The 18,108-nt window shown below is 73.0% G+C and carries 18 protein-coding genes and 1 riboswitch; of the genes, 12 read left to right on the top strand and 6 right to left on the bottom strand.

Translation table 11 applies throughout. The features are described from left to right. Nucleotides 1-52: 52 nt before the first annotated feature. Genes C6376_RS17060 through C6376_RS17050 form a run of 3 tightly spaced genes read right to left on the bottom strand, consistent with a single transcriptional unit; the run spans nt 53 to nt 3,323 of the window. On the bottom strand, nt 53-1,123 hold the full coding sequence (locus C6376_RS17060) for a prenyltransferase/squalene oxidase repeat-containing protein (protein ID WP_107444205.1): 1,071 nt from the start codon (nt 1,121-1,123) through the stop codon (nt 53-55). Then, nucleotides 1,120-1,854 carry a class I SAM-dependent methyltransferase gene (locus C6376_RS17055; protein WP_107444204.1) on the bottom strand — a complete coding sequence of 245 codons (735 nt, stop codon included), beginning with the start codon at nt 1,852-1,854 and terminating at the stop codon, nt 1,120-1,122. The genes C6376_RS17060 and C6376_RS17055 overlap by 4 nt, the downstream gene beginning before the upstream one ends. Next, entirely contained in the window at nt 1,848-3,323 is a 1,476-nt protein-coding gene (locus tag C6376_RS17050) for a glycosyltransferase family 4 protein (protein ID WP_107444203.1), read from the bottom strand. The genes C6376_RS17055 and C6376_RS17050 overlap by 7 nt, the downstream gene beginning before the upstream one ends. Before the next feature lie 241 nt (nt 3,324-3,564). On the opposite strand from C6376_RS17050, the gene C6376_RS17045 reads away from it, so the two are divergent. Beyond that, nucleotides 3,565-4,194 (top strand): TetR family transcriptional regulator, encoded by a 630-nt coding sequence (locus tag C6376_RS17045; protein WP_107444202.1) that lies wholly within the window; start codon nt 3,565-3,567, stop codon nt 4,192-4,194. Between the two features lie 329 nt (nt 4,195-4,523). Here the strand turns inward: C6376_RS17045 and C6376_RS17040 are convergent, their stop codons facing one another. Continuing rightward, nucleotides 4,524-4,757 carry a ferredoxin gene (locus C6376_RS17040; protein ID WP_107444201.1) on the bottom strand — a complete coding sequence of 78 codons (234 nt, stop codon included), beginning with the start codon at nt 4,755-4,757 and terminating at the stop codon, nt 4,524-4,526. A 6-nt stretch (nt 4,758-4,763) separates the two neighbouring features. Continuing rightward, nucleotides 4,764-6,221, bottom strand: coding sequence for an aldehyde dehydrogenase (locus tag C6376_RS17035; protein ID WP_107444200.1), 1,458 nt, complete (start codon nt 6,219-6,221; stop codon nt 4,764-4,766). 326 nt (nt 6,222-6,547) lie between these two features. Between C6376_RS17035 and C6376_RS17030 the strand changes: the two genes are divergently transcribed. From C6376_RS17030 to C6376_RS17015, 4 genes are all read left to right on the top strand, one after another. Beyond that, the gene (locus tag C6376_RS17030; protein ID WP_107444199.1) at nt 6,548-7,495 is read left to right on the top strand and encodes a DUF1648 domain-containing protein; all 948 of its coding nucleotides are present in this window, start codon (nt 6,548-6,550) and stop codon (nt 7,493-7,495) included. 2 nt (nt 7,496-7,497) lie between these two features. Further along, on the top strand, nt 7,498-7,890 hold the full coding sequence (locus C6376_RS17025; RefSeq protein WP_107444198.1) for a GntR family transcriptional regulator: 393 nt from the start codon (nt 7,498-7,500) through the stop codon (nt 7,888-7,890). Between the two features lie 210 nt (nt 7,891-8,100). After that, nucleotides 8,101-9,162 carry an MBL fold metallo-hydrolase gene (locus C6376_RS17020; protein ID WP_107444197.1) on the top strand — a complete coding sequence of 354 codons (1,062 nt, stop codon included), beginning with the start codon at nt 8,101-8,103 and terminating at the stop codon, nt 9,160-9,162. An 80-nt stretch (nt 9,163-9,242) separates the two neighbouring features. Further along, nucleotides 9,243-9,701 (top strand): nuclear transport factor 2 family protein, encoded by a 459-nt coding sequence (locus tag C6376_RS17015; protein ID WP_107444196.1) that lies wholly within the window; start codon nt 9,243-9,245, stop codon nt 9,699-9,701. Here the strand turns inward: C6376_RS17015 and C6376_RS17010 are convergent. Beyond that, nucleotides 9,682-10,341 (bottom strand): phosphotransferase, encoded by a 660-nt coding sequence (locus C6376_RS17010; protein WP_107449014.1) that lies wholly within the window; start codon nt 10,339-10,341, stop codon nt 9,682-9,684. The two genes, C6376_RS17015 and C6376_RS17010, sit on opposite strands and share 20 nt — an antisense overlap. Before the next feature lie 83 nt (nt 10,342-10,424). After that, nucleotides 10,425-10,520, top strand: a riboswitch (cobalamin riboswitch). Nucleotides 10,521-10,613: 93 nt separating this feature from the next. Here C6376_RS17010 and C6376_RS17005 point away from each other — a divergent pair. The 7 genes from C6376_RS17005 (at nt 10,614) to C6376_RS16975 (ending at nt 18,037) form a co-directional block, all read left to right on the top strand. After that, a complete protein-coding gene (locus C6376_RS17005; protein ID WP_107444195.1) occupies nt 10,614-11,849 on the top strand; it encodes a prenyltransferase/squalene oxidase repeat-containing protein in 1,236 nt (411 codons plus the stop codon). After that, the gene (locus tag C6376_RS17000) at nt 11,846-12,586 is read left to right on the top strand and encodes an SCO2322 family protein (RefSeq protein WP_107444194.1); all 741 of its coding nucleotides are present in this window, start codon (nt 11,846-11,848) and stop codon (nt 12,584-12,586) included. The genes C6376_RS17005 and C6376_RS17000 overlap by 4 nt, the downstream gene beginning before the upstream one ends. Next, complete coding sequence (locus tag C6376_RS16995) at nt 12,579-13,652, top strand: energy-coupling factor transporter transmembrane component T (protein WP_107444193.1); 1,074 nt, start codon at nt 12,579-12,581, stop codon at nt 13,650-13,652. The genes C6376_RS17000 and C6376_RS16995 overlap by 8 nt, the downstream gene beginning before the upstream one ends. Further along, nucleotides 13,649-15,424: an ABC transporter ATP-binding protein gene (locus C6376_RS16990; protein WP_107444192.1), complete on the top strand. Its 1,776-nt coding sequence runs from the start codon at nt 13,649-13,651 to the stop codon at nt 15,422-15,424. Before C6376_RS16995 ends, C6376_RS16990 begins: the two co-directional genes overlap by 4 nt. Then, nucleotides 15,421-16,356 (top strand): ECF transporter S component, encoded by a 936-nt coding sequence (locus C6376_RS16985; protein ID WP_254075968.1) that lies wholly within the window; start codon nt 15,421-15,423, stop codon nt 16,354-16,356. The genes C6376_RS16990 and C6376_RS16985 overlap by 4 nt, the downstream gene beginning before the upstream one ends. A gap of 336 nt (nt 16,357-16,692) precedes the next feature. Further along, nucleotides 16,693-17,115, top strand: a complete 423-nt coding sequence (locus C6376_RS16980) for a transglycosylase SLT domain-containing protein (protein ID WP_107444191.1) — start codon at nt 16,693-16,695, stop codon at nt 17,113-17,115. Between the two features lie 160 nt (nt 17,116-17,275). Beyond that, complete coding sequence (locus tag C6376_RS16975; RefSeq protein WP_107444190.1) at nt 17,276-18,037, top strand: YoaK family protein; 762 nt, start codon at nt 17,276-17,278, stop codon at nt 18,035-18,037. Nucleotides 18,038-18,108 lie beyond the last annotated feature (71 nt).

Here is an 18,108-nt window from a genome sequence, read left to right as displayed (position 1 = left end):
CCCTCTCCCCCGGGTGCGGCATCCCGAACCCGAGGTGCGGTACTCCGCCCTCTCAGGCGCAGCAGTCCGCTTCGAGTCCTGTGGGAAGCTGCTCGCCGCCGAACACGGCGCAGGTGGCCTCGTGGCCGCCGAGGGCCGCGACCGCGAGCAGCAACGACCCCGCGGTCCAGGTGGTGAGTTCGCGGGGCCAGATCTCCTCGTCGCCGAAGACGAACCCGGTCCAGTACAGCCCGGAGTCGGCGTCCCGCAGGTGCTGGATGGACTGCAGGATCTCCAGTGCCCGGTCGGACTCGCCCATCACCCACAGGGCGAGGGCGAGTTCGGCCGACTCTCCGCCCGTCACCCACGGGTTGGGCACGACGCACCGCACGCCGAGGCCCGGCACCACGAACCGCTCCCAGTCGGCCTCGATGCGGGACTTGGCCTCCGTGCCGGTCAACGCGCCGCCCAGCACCGGGTAGTACCAGTCCATCGAGTAGCGGTCCTTGTCGAGGAACCGCTCGGGGTGCCGTCGTATCGCGTGCCGCAGCGTTCCGGCCGCCAACTCCCAGTCGGGCTGTGCCTCTTCGCGCTGCTCGGCGATGGCGAGCGCACAGCGCAGCGCCTGGTGGATCGAGGAGGAGCCGGTGAGCAGCGCGTCGGCCGTGGGCGTTCCGTCGTCGTCGCGCCGCCAGCCGATCTGGCCGCCGGGCTGCTGGAGCCGCAGCACGTACTCGATCGCCGCGTACACGCTCGGCCACATCCGGTCGAGGAAGGTGTCGTCGCCGGTGGAGAGGTAGTGGTGCCAGACGCCGACCGCTATGTAGGCGACGAAGTTCGTCTCGCGGCCCCGGTCGGTGACGTCGTCGTGGGCGCCGTCGGCATAGGCGGCGTACCAGGAGCCGTCGTCGTTCTGGTGCCGGGCCAGCCACGCGTAGGCGCGGTCGGCGGCCTCGTGCTCGCCCGCGGCGTCCAGGGCCATGGCGGCCTCGGTGTGGTCCCAGGGGTCGAGGTGGTGGCCCCTGAACCACGGGATGGCGCCGTCCTCCCGCTGCACGGCGAGGATGCCGGCGACGGTCGCGGCGGCCTGCCCTGCGGTGAGGACCCCGGGCAGGACCAGGTGTTCTGTCCGGGGAGTGGTCACCGCGCGTCCACCGCGGGCAGGTGCGGCTTGGTCGCGTAGGCCACGAAGCTCTTGCCGATCAGGGGGTTGAGGGCCTGCTCGGCGACCCGGGTGGCCAGCGGCTTCTTCATGATGTCCCAGACCAGCAGCTTGTGGTACGCCCGCACCGGCAGCGCCTTGTCGTTGTCGACGCCGAACGCGCACTTCAGCCACCAGTACGGCGAGTGCAGCGCGTGGGCGTGGTGGGTGCCGTAGGGCTTGAGGCCGGCCTCGCGGATCTTCTCGAGGAGTTCGTCCGCCCGGTAGATGCGGATGTGGCCGCCCTCGACCTCGTGGTAGGCGTCGGAGAGGGTCCAGCAGACCTTCTCGGGCCCGTAGCGCGGGACGGTGATCGCGATGCGGCCGCCGGGCTTGAGCACCCGCACCATCTCGGCGAGGACTCCCTTGTCGTCCGGGATGTGCTCCATGACCTCGGAGATGATCACGACGTCGAAGGAGTCGTCGGGGAAGGGCAGCGCGAGCGCGTCGCCCTCCATGGCGGTGGCGGTGGCGCCCTCGGGGGCCTCGCCGGCCTCCTTCATCGCCGCGAACCACTTGGCGACCTCGCGGATCTCCTCGGCGTTCTGGTCGAGGGCCACGACCTGCGCGCCGCGCCGGTAGCACTCGAAGGCGTGCCGCCCGGCCCCGCAGCCGAGGTCCAGGACTCGGTCGCCCGGGGCGAGCGGGAACCGGGAGAAGTCGACGGTCAGCACGTGGCCCTGCTTTCGCGATCGGATGCTTCGGATACGACGTCGGCCGTCGCCACGGCCTCGACGCTCTCCGCGGCCTCGGGGCTTTCGGCGGCGAGCGGGGCCGGGGAGGCGTCGGGGGTTTCGGTGGTGCCGTGGGCGTCGATGGCCGGGGCGACCCGTGCGCGGCCGCCGTCGGCTATCGCCTCTCGGTAGCGGGCGACGGTCCCCTCGGCGGCTCGCGCCCAGGTGAACCGCTCCAGCACGCGTTGCCGTCCGGCCGTGCCGAGCCGGGCCCGCAGGGCGGGGTCGCCCAGCAGGCGGCTCAGGCCCGCGGCGAGTGCGCCCGCGTCGCCCGGCGGCACGGCCAGGCAGGTGTCGCCGTCGCGCCCGGCGACCTCGGGGATCGCCCCGCCGGTCGTGGCGAGCAGCGGCGTGCCGGTGGCCATGGCCTCGGCGGCCGGCAGGGAGAAGCCCTCGTACAGCGACGGCACGCAGGCGACCTCCGCCGAGCGCACCAGGTCGACGAGTTCGGCGTCGGAGATGCCCTTGACGAACTCGACGGCGCCTTCGAGGCCGTACCGCTCGATCGCCTGGGCGACCGGCCCCTCCTGCGGGCGCTTGCCGACGACGACGAGGTGGGCCCCGGAGTGCTCCGTGCGCACCTTGGCCAGCGCCTCGACGAGGAAGACCAGGCCCTTGAGCGGGACGTCCGCGCTGGACGTCGTCACGATCCGGCCCGGCACGACGGCCACGGACGGGTCCGGCGAGAACAGGTCGGTGTCGGCGCCGATGTGGACGACGTGGATACGGTCGTCGCGGACGCCGAGGTGGTCGGCGATCTCCTGCCGGGAGGTGCCGGAGACGGTGAGCACGGACGGCAGTCGGCGCGCCACGCGCTTCTGCATCCGGGTGAACGCGTACCAGCGGCGCACCGAGAGGCGGCGCCGTCGTCCCTCGGCGGCGTCCAGCTCCAACTGCCGGTCGACGGTGATGGGGTGGTGGATGGTGGTGACCAGCGGTGCGCCGACGTCGCCCAGCAGGCCGTAGCCCAGGGTCTGGTTGTCGTGCACGACGTCGAACTCCCCGCGGCGGGCGCGCAGATGGCGGCGGGCGCGCAGGGAGAACGTCAGCGGCTCGGGGAACCCGCCGGTCCACATCGTCGCCACTTCCAGGGCGTCGATCCAGTCCCGGTACTCGTCCCGTCCGGGCGTGCGGAAGGGGTCCGGCTGGCGGTAGAGGTCGAGGCTGGGCAGCTCGGTGAGGGTGAGGCGGTCCTCGAGCCCCGGGTCGAGCACGGGGTAGGGCTGGGAGCCGATCACCTCGACGCTGTGCCCGAGGCGGGCGAGCTCCCTCGACAGATGCCGTACGTAGACGCCCTGGCCCCCGCAGAACGGGTTCCCCTTATAGGTGAGGAGTGCGATCTTGAGCGGTCGCTCGCCGTCGGAAGCACGGTCACTCCGGGACCCCGCCTGACTGGCCTCAGCGGTCACTCCGGGCCCCCTTCTGCCTGCATTGTCCCGCGACACTACGACGGGACGCTAATCTAGAACAAGTTTCAAACTTGATCGTTCGGGAGGCTCTGAATCTACCGGCAGGTAGGAGCGCTGAGAGCAGTGGATCAGGTGATTCACGCCACGACCGGCACGGGCCGGCCGCTCTGCCGAGCCGCATGATCACCGCCCCCTCACCGACGGTCACCACGACCGTCACGGAACGGACCGGAGCGGGACCATGTCTGCCGATGCCACCCCACAGCGCCCGGCGCACTCGCCTCTCACCGAGCGTCAGGAGGCGCGCCGTCGCCGCATCCTGCACGCGAGCGCGCAGTTGGCCAGCCGGGGCGGCTTCGACGCGGTGCAGATGCGGGAGGTCGCCGAGTCCTCGCAGGTCGCCCTCGGCACGCTCTACCGCTACTTCCCCTCCAAGGTGCATCTGCTGGTCGCCACGATGCAGGACCAGCTGGAGCACATGCACGGCACGCTGCGCAAGAAGCCCCCGACCGGCGAAGGCGCCGCGGAGCGCGTCGCGGAGACGCTGATGCGCGCCTTCCGCGCCCTGCAGCGCGAGCCGCACCTGGCGGACGCGATGGTGCGCGCGCTGACCTTCGCCGACCGCAGCGTGTCGCCGGAGGTGGACCAGGTGTCCCGGCAGACGACGGCGATCATCCTGGACTCGATGGGGCTGACCGACCCCACGCCCGAGCAGCTCTCCGCGGTCCGCGTCATCGAGCACACCTGGCACTCGGCGCTGATCACCTGGCTGTCCGGTCGCGCGTCCATCGCGCAGGTGCGCATCGACATCGAGACGGTGTGCCGGCTGATCGACGTGACCGACCCGAAGGCCCCCCGGACGCACCCGTAGGGCGGGACGCACCCGTAGAGCGCGTCAGCGTCCAGGAAGCGGGGGAACTCCTCCGGGAGGAACTCCTCCAGGAGCCGAGGCGTGCGGGAGCGGCGGCCCGCGTACGCACGCACGAGAAGACCTACGAGACGACCGGGGTTCTCCGTCAGGCCCTGGCCTGCGGCCTTCCGGTCCCTCAGTCCGTCCGTCGACGTCGGCCCCGGCGGATGCCCTGTCATACGGCGTCACGCCCGAGTCGGCTACTCCGGTCGAACTCCCTCACTCGCCTCGTAGGCCTCTACCAGCATAGAACACCTGAACCAGAATGAAACCCCCAAATCAAACATTTCTCACTCGTCGGGAGGAAAGACCGCCTCGCCGTTCCCCACCAGCGTTATCATGATCGCCTCCACCGGACAGCTCTCCGCAGCGGCCAGCACCCGCTCGTTGGCGTCCATGTCCGGATCGACCGGATGGGACTGCCGTGCGGTGTCCAGCCGAAAGCCGCCGGGTGCGTGGTGGACGCACTGGGCGGAGCCGATGCACAGGGAGCGGTCCACCTCGACGTGCCAGCGGTCGCCCATGGCGGCTCAGCCCTCCCAGCCCGCCGGCAGATGGATCATCTTGTGCTCCAGGTACTCGCCGAACCCCTCCGGCCCGAACTCCCGGCCCAGGCCGGAGTTCTTGTAACCGCCGAACGGGCCGAGCATGTCGAGGCTGAAGGTGTTCACGGAGTACGTCCCGGTGCGGACCTGGCGGGCGATCTCTATGCCGTGCTCGACGTCGGCCGTCCACACGCTGCCGCTGAGCCCGTAGTCGGAGTCGTTGGCGATCTTGAGGGCCTCGGACTCGTCGCCGTAGGGCAGCAGACAGATCACCGGGCCGAAGATCTCCTCGCGGGCGATCCGCATCGAGTTGTCCACGTCGCCGAAGAGGGTCGGCTCGACGTACCAGCCGCGTTCCAGGCCCGGCGGACGCCCTCCGCCCGTGAGGATCTTCGCGCCCTCCTCCTGGCCGATGCGGATGTAGTCGAGGTTGCGGCGCTGCTGACGCTCGGCCACCAGCGGACCGACCTGGGTCGCCGGGTCCAGCGGGTCGCCGACGACCAGCGCGGCCGCCGCGGCGGCGAAGGCGTCGGCGAACTCGTCGTAGCGCGAGCGCGGCAGCAGGATGCGGGTCTGGGCGACACAGGCCTGGCCGTTGTTCATCCAGGCGGCCGAGACGATCCCCGGCACGGCGGTGGCGATGTCCGCGTCCGGCAGGACGACGGCCGCCGACTTCCCGCCCAGTTCGAGGGTGACCCGGGTGAGGTTGCGGGACGCCACCTCCATGACCCGCTTGCCGGCCGCGACGGAACCCGTGAAGGAGACCTTGTCGACGCCGGGATGCCCGACCAGGTACTCGCTCACCTCGCGGTCCGCGGGAAGGATCGACAGCACGCCCTCCGGCAGCCCCGCCTCGCGCGCGATGTCCGCGAGGACGTACGCGTCCAGCGGCGTCTCCGGCGACGGCTTGAGGATCACGGTGCAGCCGGTGAGCAGCGCGGGCGCGAGTTTGGCGGCGGCGACGAACTGCGGGACGTTCCAGGGGACGACGGCCGCGACCACGCCGACCGGCTCGCGCCGCACGAGGATCCTGCCGAGCACGCCGTCACGCCGCTCCTCGTAGGTGAAGTCGCCGGCGACCTTGATCGCCGAGTCCCACACCATCATCGCGCCGAGGGCCTGCGCGAGGACGCTCCAGGAGTACGGCGAGCCGTTCTCGGCGGAGATCACCCGGGCCAGCTCCTCGTGACTCGCGAGGATGCCGTCCTTGATCCGGGTGACGACCGCGATCCGTTCGTCGAGCGGCAGCCGCGGCCAGGGCCCCTCGTCGAAGGCCCGCCGGGCGACCGCGACGGCACGGTCGACATCGGCCCGCGAGGCATGCGGCACCCGTCCGATGACCTCCTCGGTGTGCGGCGAGATCACCTCGATGACGGCATCGCCCAGGGGGTCCGTCAACGCGCCGCCGATGAACAGCTGTCCGTGTTCCACGAGTTCGGCCATGGCCACTGCCTTCGTTTCTGACGGTATTTCAGAAACTGATACCAGTTCTCGTCACACTAAGCCAGGGCCGCCACCGAACCCGCCCTCACCAGCGGCTTCTTCCTACCGGCCGGCCGCCCGTCGCGCCATCACGGTCCATCCCGGTCCATCCCGCGCCATCAGCCCGTCCAGTCGCACCAGCAGCCCCTTCGGTGCGGCGATCCGCGGAACCGACGCCCGGGAACCCTCTTCGGACACCGTCCGGATGGAGGGCCTTGCAGGCGGGCGGGCCCGAGTATTCTTCCATTGTTCTATTTCAACGCAAACAATCGGGGCTGGGGAGTCAGATGAACGCCATCCGTAGGGGCACCTTGACGGCCGTGCCGTTCAGCGTCGCCGCCGCCGTCTACGTCGGACTCTTTCTCACGCGCTACGACCGGCTGCCCGGGCGGATCGCCACCCACTTCTCGGCGGACGGCAAGGCTGACGACTTCGTGAGCCGGGCCGCCGCGCTGTGGTTCGGCGGGGGCCTGCTCGTCGGCCTCGGGTTACTTTTCACGGTGCTGACCGTGCACAGCAAGGACGGTGCGGGTTCAAGGCTGACTGCCGCGGCCGGCGTCGGCACGGCCGTCACGCTCGGGTATCCGCTGGTCGTCACCGTTCTTGTCAACACGGACGTCCAGGACCCGGCCGAGGTGCAGCTGCCGATGTGGCACATGGCCGTGCTTCTCCTCGCGGGGGTGGCCGCCGGCGCCCTGTCCTGGTGGCTGATCGGCGCAGGGCCGCGCCCGGCCCCCGTGCCCCCGACCCCCTCACTGCCGCTGGCGGAGGGCGAGGCGGCGACCTGGAGCCGAGCCGTCTTCTCCCGCACGCTGCTGTTCGCCTCCGGCGCCCTCGCGGTCTGCGGGCTGTTCGCTCTGGCAACCGGCCCCTGGTGGACGGGTTTGCTGCCTCTCGTCTTCAGCCTGGCCTGCTGCGCGTTCGCCAGTATCCGGGTCACCGTCGACCGGCGCGGACTCACGGTTGCCTCGACGGTACTGCCCAGGCCGCGACTGTCCGTGCCGCTCGGCAATATCGTCGGAGCCGACAGCGTCGAGGTGAACGCCGTGGGTGACTTCGGTGGTTGGGGCTATCGAATACGCCCGGACCGACGAGGCATGGTGCTGCGTTCCGGAGAGGCGCTGTCGGCCCGCACGGCGGGCGGACGCGAGTACGTGGTCACCGTCGACGACTCGACCACCGCGGCCGCGCTGCTCAATGGCCTGGTGGACCGTCATGCGAGGGAGCGCGACTAGCAATGTTGTTCCGGGTGCTTCCCGGCTCGCCTGTGCCGCTGGGCGAGCAGATCGCCGCCTGTGTACGGGGGGCGATCGCCAACGGCACGGCGTCACCGGGCGAGCGACTACCGCCCGCCCGCGAGGTCGCTGAATCGCTGGGCGTCAACGTGCACACGGTTCTCCGCGGATACCAGCGGTTGCGTGACGAGGGCCTGATCGAGCTGCGCCGTGGTCGGGGCGCAGCGATCACCGCAGCACCCGGCGCCGCGCATCAGGCCCGCCTCACCGAGGCCGTGCACCGACTCGTCACCCAGGCGCGCGAGCTCGGCCTCACCGACCAGGAGTTCCTGGCCCTGGTGCGAAACGGCCTCAACAACGCACCTGTCGCCACGCCACCCTCCCCCTCCTCCTGAGGCTGAACGCGCCGGCACGGGTTCTCACCTCCGGACGGCGCCGGCGCGGGTGCGGCCCCTGCCTCCTGGGGGCATGTCCCGCAGTCGGCGACGGGTTGCGCGTGCTGCACCAGCGCAGGTCAGCCCAACGCCCCACGACATCAGTCGACTTGGGCATCCTTTGGAACGAGTTCTAGTTATAGTGGGCGATGGCCGGGCGACGGAGGGCAGATGAAGCGCAGTCAGGACGGACCCGCCGACGGACCCGGCACGTTCGACCATGGCGGTGGTGTCCGCTCGTTGCGGGTGCCGATCCCCGACAACCCCCTCGGCCACACCCTGGTGTACGTCGTCGACACCGACCGCGGGCCGGTGCTGATCGACACCGGCTGGGACGACCCGTCCGCCTGGGAGGCACTGACCTCGGGGCTGACCGCCTGCGGCACGTCCGTCGAGGCCCTGCACGGGGTGGTCGTCACCCACCACCACCCCGACCACCACGGTCTGTCCGGGAAGGTGCGGGAGGCCTCCGGGGCGTGGGTGGCGATGCACGCGGCGGACGCCGCGATCGTGCGGCGCACCCGGGGGACGCGGCCCGAGCGCTGGTACACGTACATGGCGGACAAACTGACGGCCGCCGGCGCCCCCGAGGAGCACATCGCGCCCCTGCGCACGCCCACGGTCCGCCGCCGCACCCTGCCCGGCCTGGCGCCGGCCCTCCCCGACCGGGAGATCGTCCCGGGCGAGTTCCTCGACCTGCCCGGCCGCCGGCTGCGCGCGATCTGGACCCCCGGCCACACGCCGGGCCATGTCTGCCTGCACCTGGAGGAGGAACACCCCGCCCGGCTCGGCGGCCACGGCCGCCTGTTCTCCGGCGACCATCTGCTCCCGGAGATCACCCCGCACATCGGCCTCTACGAGGACCCGGACGACGACACCGTCACCGACCCCCTCGGCGACTACCTGGACTCACTCGAACGCGTCGGCCGCCTCGGCCCGGCCGAGATCCTGCCGGCCCACCAGTACGCCTTCACCGACGCCCCCGCCCGCGTAGGGGAGTTGCTCGTCCACCACGAGGACCGTCTCACCGGCCTCCTGGCCCTGCTCTCCACCCCCCTCACCGCCTGGCAGGTCGCCGAACGCATGGAGTGGAACCGACCCTGGGACCAGATCCCCTACGGCTCCCGCAACATCGCGGTCTCGGAGGCGGAGGCGCATCTGCGCCGACTCGTGAAACAGGGCCGGGCGGAAGCGGTGACGGGGAGCGATCCGGTGACGTACGTGGCGGTGTGACTCGTAAAGCCGATCGCCGCCGACGGTGTGACGCCGGTAATGCCATCGCCGTCTCACGGTCGCGCCTGTTAGACAGGCATATGGATCCTCTGGAGCGCCTCCTCGCCGAACGCGCCTGCGAGCGCCTCGTCGTCGACTTCGTCCACCGTCTCGACCTCGGCGAACCCGCCGACGTGGCCGGGCTGTTCACCGACGACGGCCGCTGGGAGTGGCCGGCCGGGAAGCGGCTGGTCGTGGGGTGCGCGGCCCTGCGGGAGTACTTCGGCTCGCGTCCCCCAGACCGGCTGTCCCGCCGCCTGATGGCGAACATCCTGGTCACGGTGACCGGGCCGGACACCGCGCACGCGGTCTCGTACTTCTCGACGTACCGGGTCGACGGCTACGGGGGCGGCGTCGTCCCCGCCGGCCCGCCGGTCCAGGTCGGCCACTACCAGGACGCGTTCCGGCGGGTCGACGGCGAGTGGCTGCTGGAGCGACGGGTCCTGTTCCTCCCGTTCGGAGGACCGACGCCGCGCGCCGCTACACCGTCAGGGACCTGATCAACTCAGCGGCCGGCGCGAGGAGTTCCGTCTCCTGCGGGCTCATCGTCGGGTTGGCGGCCCGTCGCCGCAGCGCCTGCGCCAGCCCCTCCTCGGTGAGGTCGGACGGGTCGGCGAGGAGCGCCGTCAGCATCGCGCGGGCCGGCTCCGCGACCGGCTCGGCGGATACGGCGGCCTGGGCGAGGATCACCGCCGACGTCCCCCAGTCGAGCCCGGGGTCGCCCTCCTCCGCGTTCGTCCAGTCGATGACCCTCGGGCCGTCGGGGACGAGGACCACGTTGTCGGGGTGCAGGTCGAGGTGCAGGACGCGGGTGCCTTCCGAGACCCGCCCCGGTACCGCGTGCAGGGCGCGCAGCAACCGGGCGAGCATCCTGCCCGCCTCTCCCGCGTCCAGCGCGCCCGCCGTGAACGCCTGGAGCATCGTCGGCCCGTGCAGCCGTTCCATCACCAGGTCGGCGCGCGAGACGGGAGGCCGGACGGCGGGCGCCGGGTAGCCGTGCGCCCGCACATGCGCCATCACCGCCGCCTCGGCGACCGCGTCGCCCCAGCCTTCGCGGTCCCGGCGCAGCACCCAGGCCTCGTCGATCTCGTACACGTCGGCCGTGCGGCCCGAGCCGAGCAGTCTCCCCACCATTGGCATGAGCATGAATTTACGCTCCCCGGGGACCCCCTCGGGCCGGTTCCTACCTGCCGGTAGAGTGGCCGCGTCGTCCACGCCCGTACAGGGGGAAGCCGGTGTAATTCCGGCGCTGACCCGCAACCGTGAAAGCCGGATCGCCCGGTACGGGGCGTGACCGGCTCGCGTGCGTCGGCAGGCCCGCCGTCGCACGGCACCGTCGAGGCATACGGAGCCGAGCCGCCGGGGTGTCCCGTGCTGCCCGGCTCCCCGACCGGGAGAGGCACCCGCCGATCATGAACGTCCGCCGTAGCGCCGCGGCTATCGCCGCCGCCACCGTCGTGCTGGGCGCTGCCGTCCCCGCCGTGGCCGCCACGCCGTCCCCCGCCCCGTCGACGGCGAGGCCCACCGGGCTGTACGGGACGTCCGACCCGACGTACGACGGTGTCTGGCGTCAGTCGCTGGCCCTGCTCGCGCAGCACACCGTGGGCGTAACCCCCGCCGACGCGGCCGTGGCGTGGCTGGCCGGGCAGCAGTGCGCGAACGGCGCCTTCGCCGCCTTCCGCGCCGATCCCGTAGAACCGTGCGACGCGAAGCTGATGACCGACACCAACAGCACGGCCGCGGCCGTCCAGGCGCTGGCCGCCCTCGGCGGTCACCGGGCCTCGGTGGAGAAGGCGGTCGGCTGGCTGAAGTCCGTCCAGAACGCCGACGGTGGCTGGGGCTACGCGGCGGGCGGGGCGAGCGACGCGAACTCGACGTCCGTCGTGGCGGGGGCGCTGGCGGCGGCCGGGCAGCAGCCCGCGCAGGTGCGCAAGGCCGGGAAGTCGCCGCTCGACGCGCTCGGGAAGCTCTCCCTCCCGTGCGGCGGGGACGGCGGCGGCGCGTTCGCCTACCAGCCGGACAAGAAGGGTGCCCTCGCGGCCAACGCGGACGCGACGGCGGCGGGCGTGCTCGGCGCCCTCGGCGAGGGCTTCGCGGCGACGGCCGGAAAGACCTCCGCGGCGCCCGTGTGCGGCGGTACGCCCGGCACGCTCGCCCCGGCCGACCTCGCCCGCAACGGCGCGGCCCACCTCACCCAGGCGGTCGCCGCCACCGGCCACCTCACGTCGGCCCTGCCCGGCGCCGAGGACCAGCCCGACTACGGCAACACCGCCGACGCGGTCGTCGCGCTCGCCGCCCAGGGCTCGGCCGAGCAGGCGAAGAAGCCCCTCGCCTGGCTGCGGCAGAACGCGGCGGCCTGGGCGAAGCAGAGCGGCCCGGCCGCCTACGCCCAGCTGGTCTTCGCCGCCCACGCCACGGGCACCGACCCACGCGCCTTCGGCGGCACGGACCTGGTCGCACAGCTCAACGCGACGGGACCGACCCCGCAGGCCGGCGCGAAGGCCGACGCGAAGGCCGGCGCCGACGCCGACAAGAAGAGCGACTCGGATTCCGGCTACAGCGTCTGGTTGATCGTCGGCGTCTTCCTCGTCGCCGGCATCGGCATCGGGTTGCTGATCAGCGCCCGCGGCCGGAAGCGGCAGCCGTGACTCGCCGTCGCGTCGTCCTCGTCCTCGCCGCGCTGTCACTCGTCCTCACCGGCGCGATCGGCGTGGTCGGCTCGGCCGGCCCGGCCCGGGCGGCGGGCTATCGCTACTGGTCATTCTGGGACCGCGTCGGCGACCGATGGACGTACGCGACACAGGGGCCGTCCACCGCCCGCCCGGCCGACGGCGACGTGCAGGGCTTCCGGTTCGCCGTGAGCGCGGACTCCCAGGACGCGTCGCAGCCGCGCGGCGCGGCCTCTTTCGCGGCGATCTGCACCAGGACGCCCGCGCAGGACGGCACCAAGCGCGTGGCCCTGGTTCTCGACTTCGGCACGGCGGCGGACGCCCCGGGCGGCGAGACCCCGCCGTCGCCCTCGCCGCGCACGGCGTGCGCCCGGGTCTCCCCCGACGCGACGACGGCCGAGGCCCTCGCCGCCGTCGCCAAGCCCCTGCGCTACGACGCGAACGCCCTGTTGTGCGCGATCGCCGGCTACCCGGAGAAGGGCTGCGGGGAGCAGGTGTCGACGGACCGGTCGGCAGACGCCTCGGCCGACGGGGCGACAAAGCCGACGCAGCCGACGGACGGGACGAAGCAACCCGCGGCGCAGGCCAGGGGGGCCGACGACGACAGCGGCGGCGGCCCGTCGCTCGGCGTCTACGGCGGCGCGGCGGCCGTGGCCGTGCTCGCCGCGGCAGCGGTGTGGCAGGCACGGCGGCGGGGTTCGCGCCGGAATGGCTGACCGCCGCTCCCGCCCGCACCTCCACCCCGCCGCCTGGTGGCTCTGGGCCCTCGGTCTGGGCACCGCCGCCACCCGCACCTCCAACCCGCTCCTCCTCGGCCTGCTCCTCGCCGTGTCCGCCTATGTCGTCGCCGTGTGCCGCCCGGACACTCCCCGGGCCCGCTCCTACGCGGCGTTCCTCAAACTCGCCCTCGCCGTGCTGGTCATCCGGATCTTCTTCGTCGTCGTGCTGGGCTCCCCGATCCCGGGCACCCACGTCCTCGTCACGCTCCCCGAAGTCCCGCTTCCGCACTGGGCGCAGGGCATCCGGCTGGGCGGCGCGGTCACGGCCGAGGGCCTGCTCTTCGCGCTCTACGACGCCCTGCGCCTGGCCACCCTGCTGGTGTGCGTGGGCGCGGCCAACGCCCTGGCCAGCCCCTCCCGCCTGCTGAAGACCCTGCCGGGCGCGCTCTACGAGACGGGGGTCGCGGTGGTGGTGGCCATGACGTTCGCCCCGAACCTGGTCGCGGACGTGCACCGGCTGCGGGCAGCCCGCCGGCTGCGTGGCCGCCCGGACCGGGGTCTGCGCGGCCTGCTCCAGGTGGGCCTGCCGGTCCTGGAGGGCGCGCTGGAACGCTCGGTGGCCCTGGCCGCCTCGATGGACGCCCGCGGTTACGGCCGTACCGCCGACGTCGCCGCCTCCGTCCGCCGGACGACCGCCGCCCTCACGCTGGGCGGCCTGCTCGGCGTCTGCGCGGGAACGTACGGCCTGCTCACCGCGGCCGGCGGCACATACGGCCTGCCGGTGCTGCTGGCCGGGGTCGTCGCCGCCCTCGCCGGGCTGCGCCTGGGGGGCCGCCGTTCCCCGCGCACCCGGTACCGTCCGGACCGCTGGACGCCCCGTGCCTGTCTGGTCGCCGCCTCCGGCGTCACCGTCGCGGCTCTCCTCGTCGTCGTCGCGTCCGCCGATCCGGAAGCCCTGCGTCCCGGGGTGGTGCCGCTGACCGCGCCCGCCCTTCCGCTCTGGCCGGCGGCGGCCGTCCTGGTCGGCCTGCTGCCCGCGTTCGTCTCCGAGGAGCCGTCGTGATCCGTTTCGAGAACGTCTCCGTGACGTACGACGGCGTCGCCGAACCCGCAGTCACCGGCGTCGACTTCGAGATCCCCGAGGGCGAACTCGTGCTGCTGGCGGGCCCGTCGGGGGTGGGCAAGTCGACGCTCCTGGGCACGGTCGGCGGCCTCGTCCCGCACTTCACCGGCGGCACCCTGCGGGGCAGGATCACGGTCGCCGGCCGCGACACCCGCACCCACAGACCGCGTGAACTCGCCGACGTCGTCGGCACGGTGGGCCAGGACCCGCTCTCGCACTTCGTGACGGACACGGTCGAAGAGGAACTCGCCTACGGCATGGAGTCGTTGGGCCTGTCGCCGGAGGTGATGCGCCGCCGCGTCGAGGAGACCCTCGACCTGCTCGGCCTGGCCGGCCTGCGCGACCGCCCCATCGCCACCCTCTCCGGCGGCCAGCAGCAGCGCGTCGCGATCGGCTCGGTCCTCACCCCGCACCCCCGGGTACTGATCCTGGACGAGCCGACGTCCGCGCTCGACCCGGCCGCCGCCGAGGAGGTCCTCGCCGTCCTGCTCCGGCTGGTCCACGACCTGGGGACGACGGTGCTGCTGGCGGAGCACCGGCTGGAGCGCGTCCTGCAGTACGCCGACCAGGTCGCCCTGCTGCCCGCCCCCGGCGCGGCCCCGGTGCTCGGCGCGCCGGCGGAGGTCATGGCAGTCTCCCCGGTGTTCCCGCCGGTCGTGGCCCTGGGCCGACTGGCGGACTGGTCGCCGCTGCCGCTGACGGTGCGCGACGCCCGCCGAAGGGCCGCCGACCTGCGGGAACGCCTCACCGAACGAGGAACACCCCGAAACACCGGCAACGCGCCGGGCGACGCTCACACCGGGTCTGCGGCAGCGACCGCGAAACATGCGATCGCGCTTGCCCCGGGCGTGGAGTCCCCGGCTCAGACGCCGTCCGCGAGGCTCTGGGCCCGCCGCCCGGCCCACCGCCTCCTGCGCCGCGCTCTTTCCGCGTCCCCCGAGGCGCCCACCGCTCCTCCCGCGCCCCCCGCCGAGGCCCGTTCCGTGGGCGTCCGCCTGGCCGGCGTCCAAGCCCTGCGCGACGTCGACCTCACCGTCGCGCCCGGCGAGACCGTCGCCCTCATGGGCCGCAACGGGGCCGGCAAGTCGACGCTGCTCAACACGTTCGTGGGCCTGGTCGAGCCGTCCTCCGGGACGGTCCGCGTGTCGGGGACCGTCCCGCACCGCGCCTCGCCCCGCGACCTGGTCCGCCACGTCGGGCTGGTCCCGCAGGAGCCGCGCGACCTGCTGTACGCCGACACGGTCGCCGCCGAGTGCGCGGCCGCCGACCGGGACGCGCGGGCCGAGCCCGGCTCCTGCCGCGCCCTGGTCTCGGAGCTGCTGCCCGGCATCGCGGACGGCGTCCACCCCCGCGACCTCTCGGAGGGCCAGCGCCTCACCCTCGCGCTGGCGATCGTCCTCACCGCCCGCCCGCCGCTCCTCCTCCTCGACGAGCCGACCCGCGGTCTGGACTACGCGGCGAAGGCCCGCCTGGTCGCCGTCCTGCGCGGGCTGGCGGCGGCCGGTCACGCGATCGTGCTGGCCACGCACGACGTGGAACTGGCCGCGGAACTGGCCCACCGGGTGGTGCTGCTCGCCGAGGGAGAGATCATCGCGGACGGCCCGACGGCCGAGGTCGTGGTCTCCTCGCCGTCCTTCGCCCCCCAGGTGACGAAGATCCTGGCCCCGCAGCGGTGGCTCACGGTCACGCAGGTGAGGGAGGCGCTGCGATGACGGCCCCACCCGGACGGCGCCCCCGTCCCGGACGGCGTCCCCGGACGGGACGGTGCCCCGGACCCGAACGGCCTACCCGGCCCGGACAGACTCCCCGGGCCGGGCGGCGGCCCCGTCCCGTCCGGCTGGGCCCGCGCTCCCTCGCCGCGCTGACGCTGGTCGGCGCGGTGGGCGTGGTCGCCTTCGGATGGCCCTTCCTGGCCCCGCCCGCCTCCGCACTGAACGCCCACGCCCAGGACGCCCCCTGGCTCTTCGCGGGCCTGCTGGTGCTGCTGGTGGCGGTGGTGGCGGCGACGATCTCGGAGTCCGGGCTGGGCGCGAAGGCGGTGGCGATGCTGGGCGTGCTGGCGGCGACGGGCGCGGCGCTGCGTCCGCTCGGCGCGGGGACGGCGGGCATCGAGCCGATGTTCTTCCTGATGGTGCTGAGCGGGCGGGTTCTCGGTCCGGGTTTCGGCTTCGTCCTCGGCTCGGTGACCATGTTCGCGTCCGCGCTGCTCACCGGCGGGGTGGGCCCGTGGATGCCGTTCCAGATGCTGGCGATGGGCTGGTTCACCATGGGCGCGGGCCTGCTGCCGGGCGGCGACCGCCTGCGCGGCCGTGCCGAACTGCTCCTGCTGGCGGTGTACGGCTTCCTGGCCGCCTTCGCCTACGGCACGGCGATGAACCTGGCCGGCTGGCCCTTCATGGGCACGCTGGCCTCGGGCGTCGCCTTCGATCCGGACGGGACGGTCCCGGTGAACCTGGCCCGCTTCGTGGCGTACTGCGTGGCGACGTCCCTGGGCTGGGACCTGGGGCGGGCGCTGGTCACGGTACTGCTGACGTGCACGCTCGGTCCGGCGGTGCTGAAGGCACTGCGCAGAGCCACCCGCCGGGCCGCCTTCGAGACCGCGGTCACATTCGAGGCCCCTCGGACGGCCCCCGAGCACCGTTGACCGGTGAACCACCCCACATGACCCACATCACCTACTAACCTGACTAGTCGAGCAAAATGGATGCCATGTGCATGCCATTTAGGCTCCTGACCTGCGCATTGAGAGCCACGCCACACCGGCGGCCCGCATCCGACATACGACGTCCACTAGCAAAAGGGGTCTTTGCGGGCAGCGGCCGATCCTGTTTCTCTGGATGACGTCGCACGGCGCCGACGAGCCCACGGGCCTCGGCGCCGCGGCATGCAGCCACTCACCGCACACCACGCGGTGCGGCCACGCACCGCGTGACTCCGGCATGCAGGCGACCGCCACCGTTCCCGAAAGAAAAGGTTCTTCGTGTCCGTCTCCGTCATCCGTCGCATCGCTTCCCCGAAGAAGGCCCTCACCGGCGTCGCCGTGGCCGCCGCCGCCGCGGGTCTGGCACTGTCCGCCGCCCCGGCCCACGCCGCGACGACGTCGGCGTCCTCCGCCTCCAAGGCCCAGGCGATCGCGCACAAGATGATCCCGGACGCCGCGCAGTACGAGGCCTTCTCCAACATCGTCAAGCACGAGAGCGGCTGGGACGTCGACGCCACCAACGCCTCCTCCGGCGCCTACGGCCTCGTCCAGGCCCTGCCCGGCTCCAAGATGGCCTCGGCCGGTTCCGACTGGAAGACCAACGCCAAGACCCAGATCAAGTGGGGCCTGGACTACATGAACTCCCGCTACGGCAGCCCGGTCGGCGCCTGGACCTTCTGGCAGGCCAACGGCTGGTACTGAGCCACGCCGACCGCACCGCTCGAACCGCCTGCACCAACCGCTTGAGCCTCACTGCGTGACCGCGCTTCGCGCGCCCCGATACGCGCCGAAGGCGGCGGCCCCCGATCCCCCGGGCCGCCGCCTTCGGCGTTTTCTCACCTCGCCGTGCTCCACTGAGCGAATGACCGGCACCGAGCCCCCGACCGACCCCCCGGAGCCCTTGCAGCCCCCGGGGGCGGCACTGCCCTCGGAGCCGGCCCAGCCCGCGCCGCAGGTTCCCGAAGGACGCGGCGGCGTCCGTCTGGTCCCCGTCCTCCTCGTCCTGACTGCCATGAGCGGCCTGATCGACGCGGTCACCTATCTCGGTCTGGGGCATGTCTTCACCGCCAACATGACCGGCAACGTCGTGGTGCTGGGTTTCGCCGCAGCCGGCGCCCCGGGCTTCTCGGTCCCGCACACGGCGACGTCGCTCGTCTTCTTCCTGGCGGGCGCCGCGACCGGCGGCCGGATCGCCCGGCGGCTCGGCGAAGGCTCGCGCCGCGCGCCGGCGCGCGCGATGCTGGCCACCGAGGCGCTCCTCCTCGCGGTCGCGGCGACCGTGGCGTCCGCCACCTCGGACCACGCCCCGGTCACCGTCTACGCGGTCATCACGTTGACCGCGTTCGCGATGGGCCTGCGCAACGCGACGGTCCGCAAACTGTCGGTGCCCGGCATCACCACGACCACCGTCGTGACGATGACCCTCACCGGCCTGGCCGCCGACTCCTGGGCAGGAGACGGCTCAGGCGGGGGATCGCCCCGCCGCGCCGCGGCCGTGACCGCGATGTTCTCGGGCGCGGTGCTCGGCGCGGCACTGGTGCTCCACACCGACCTGGCGATTCCGCTGCTACTGGCCTCCGTGACGTCGGCGGCCCTGGCCTGCACGGTGTCCGGCGAGGACTGACCGCGGGCGAGGACCGACGGCAAGCGGCACCGACCACGAGCGACGGCCGAACGCCGTCCCGACGTGCGGGG

It is taken from the genome of Streptomyces sp. P3 (assembly GCF_003032475.1).
Taxonomy (GTDB): Bacteria; Actinomycetota; Actinomycetes; order Streptomycetales; family Streptomycetaceae; genus Streptomyces.
Note: the sequence above shows the minus strand (reverse complement) of the source record. Positions and strands in the feature narration are given on the sequence as shown.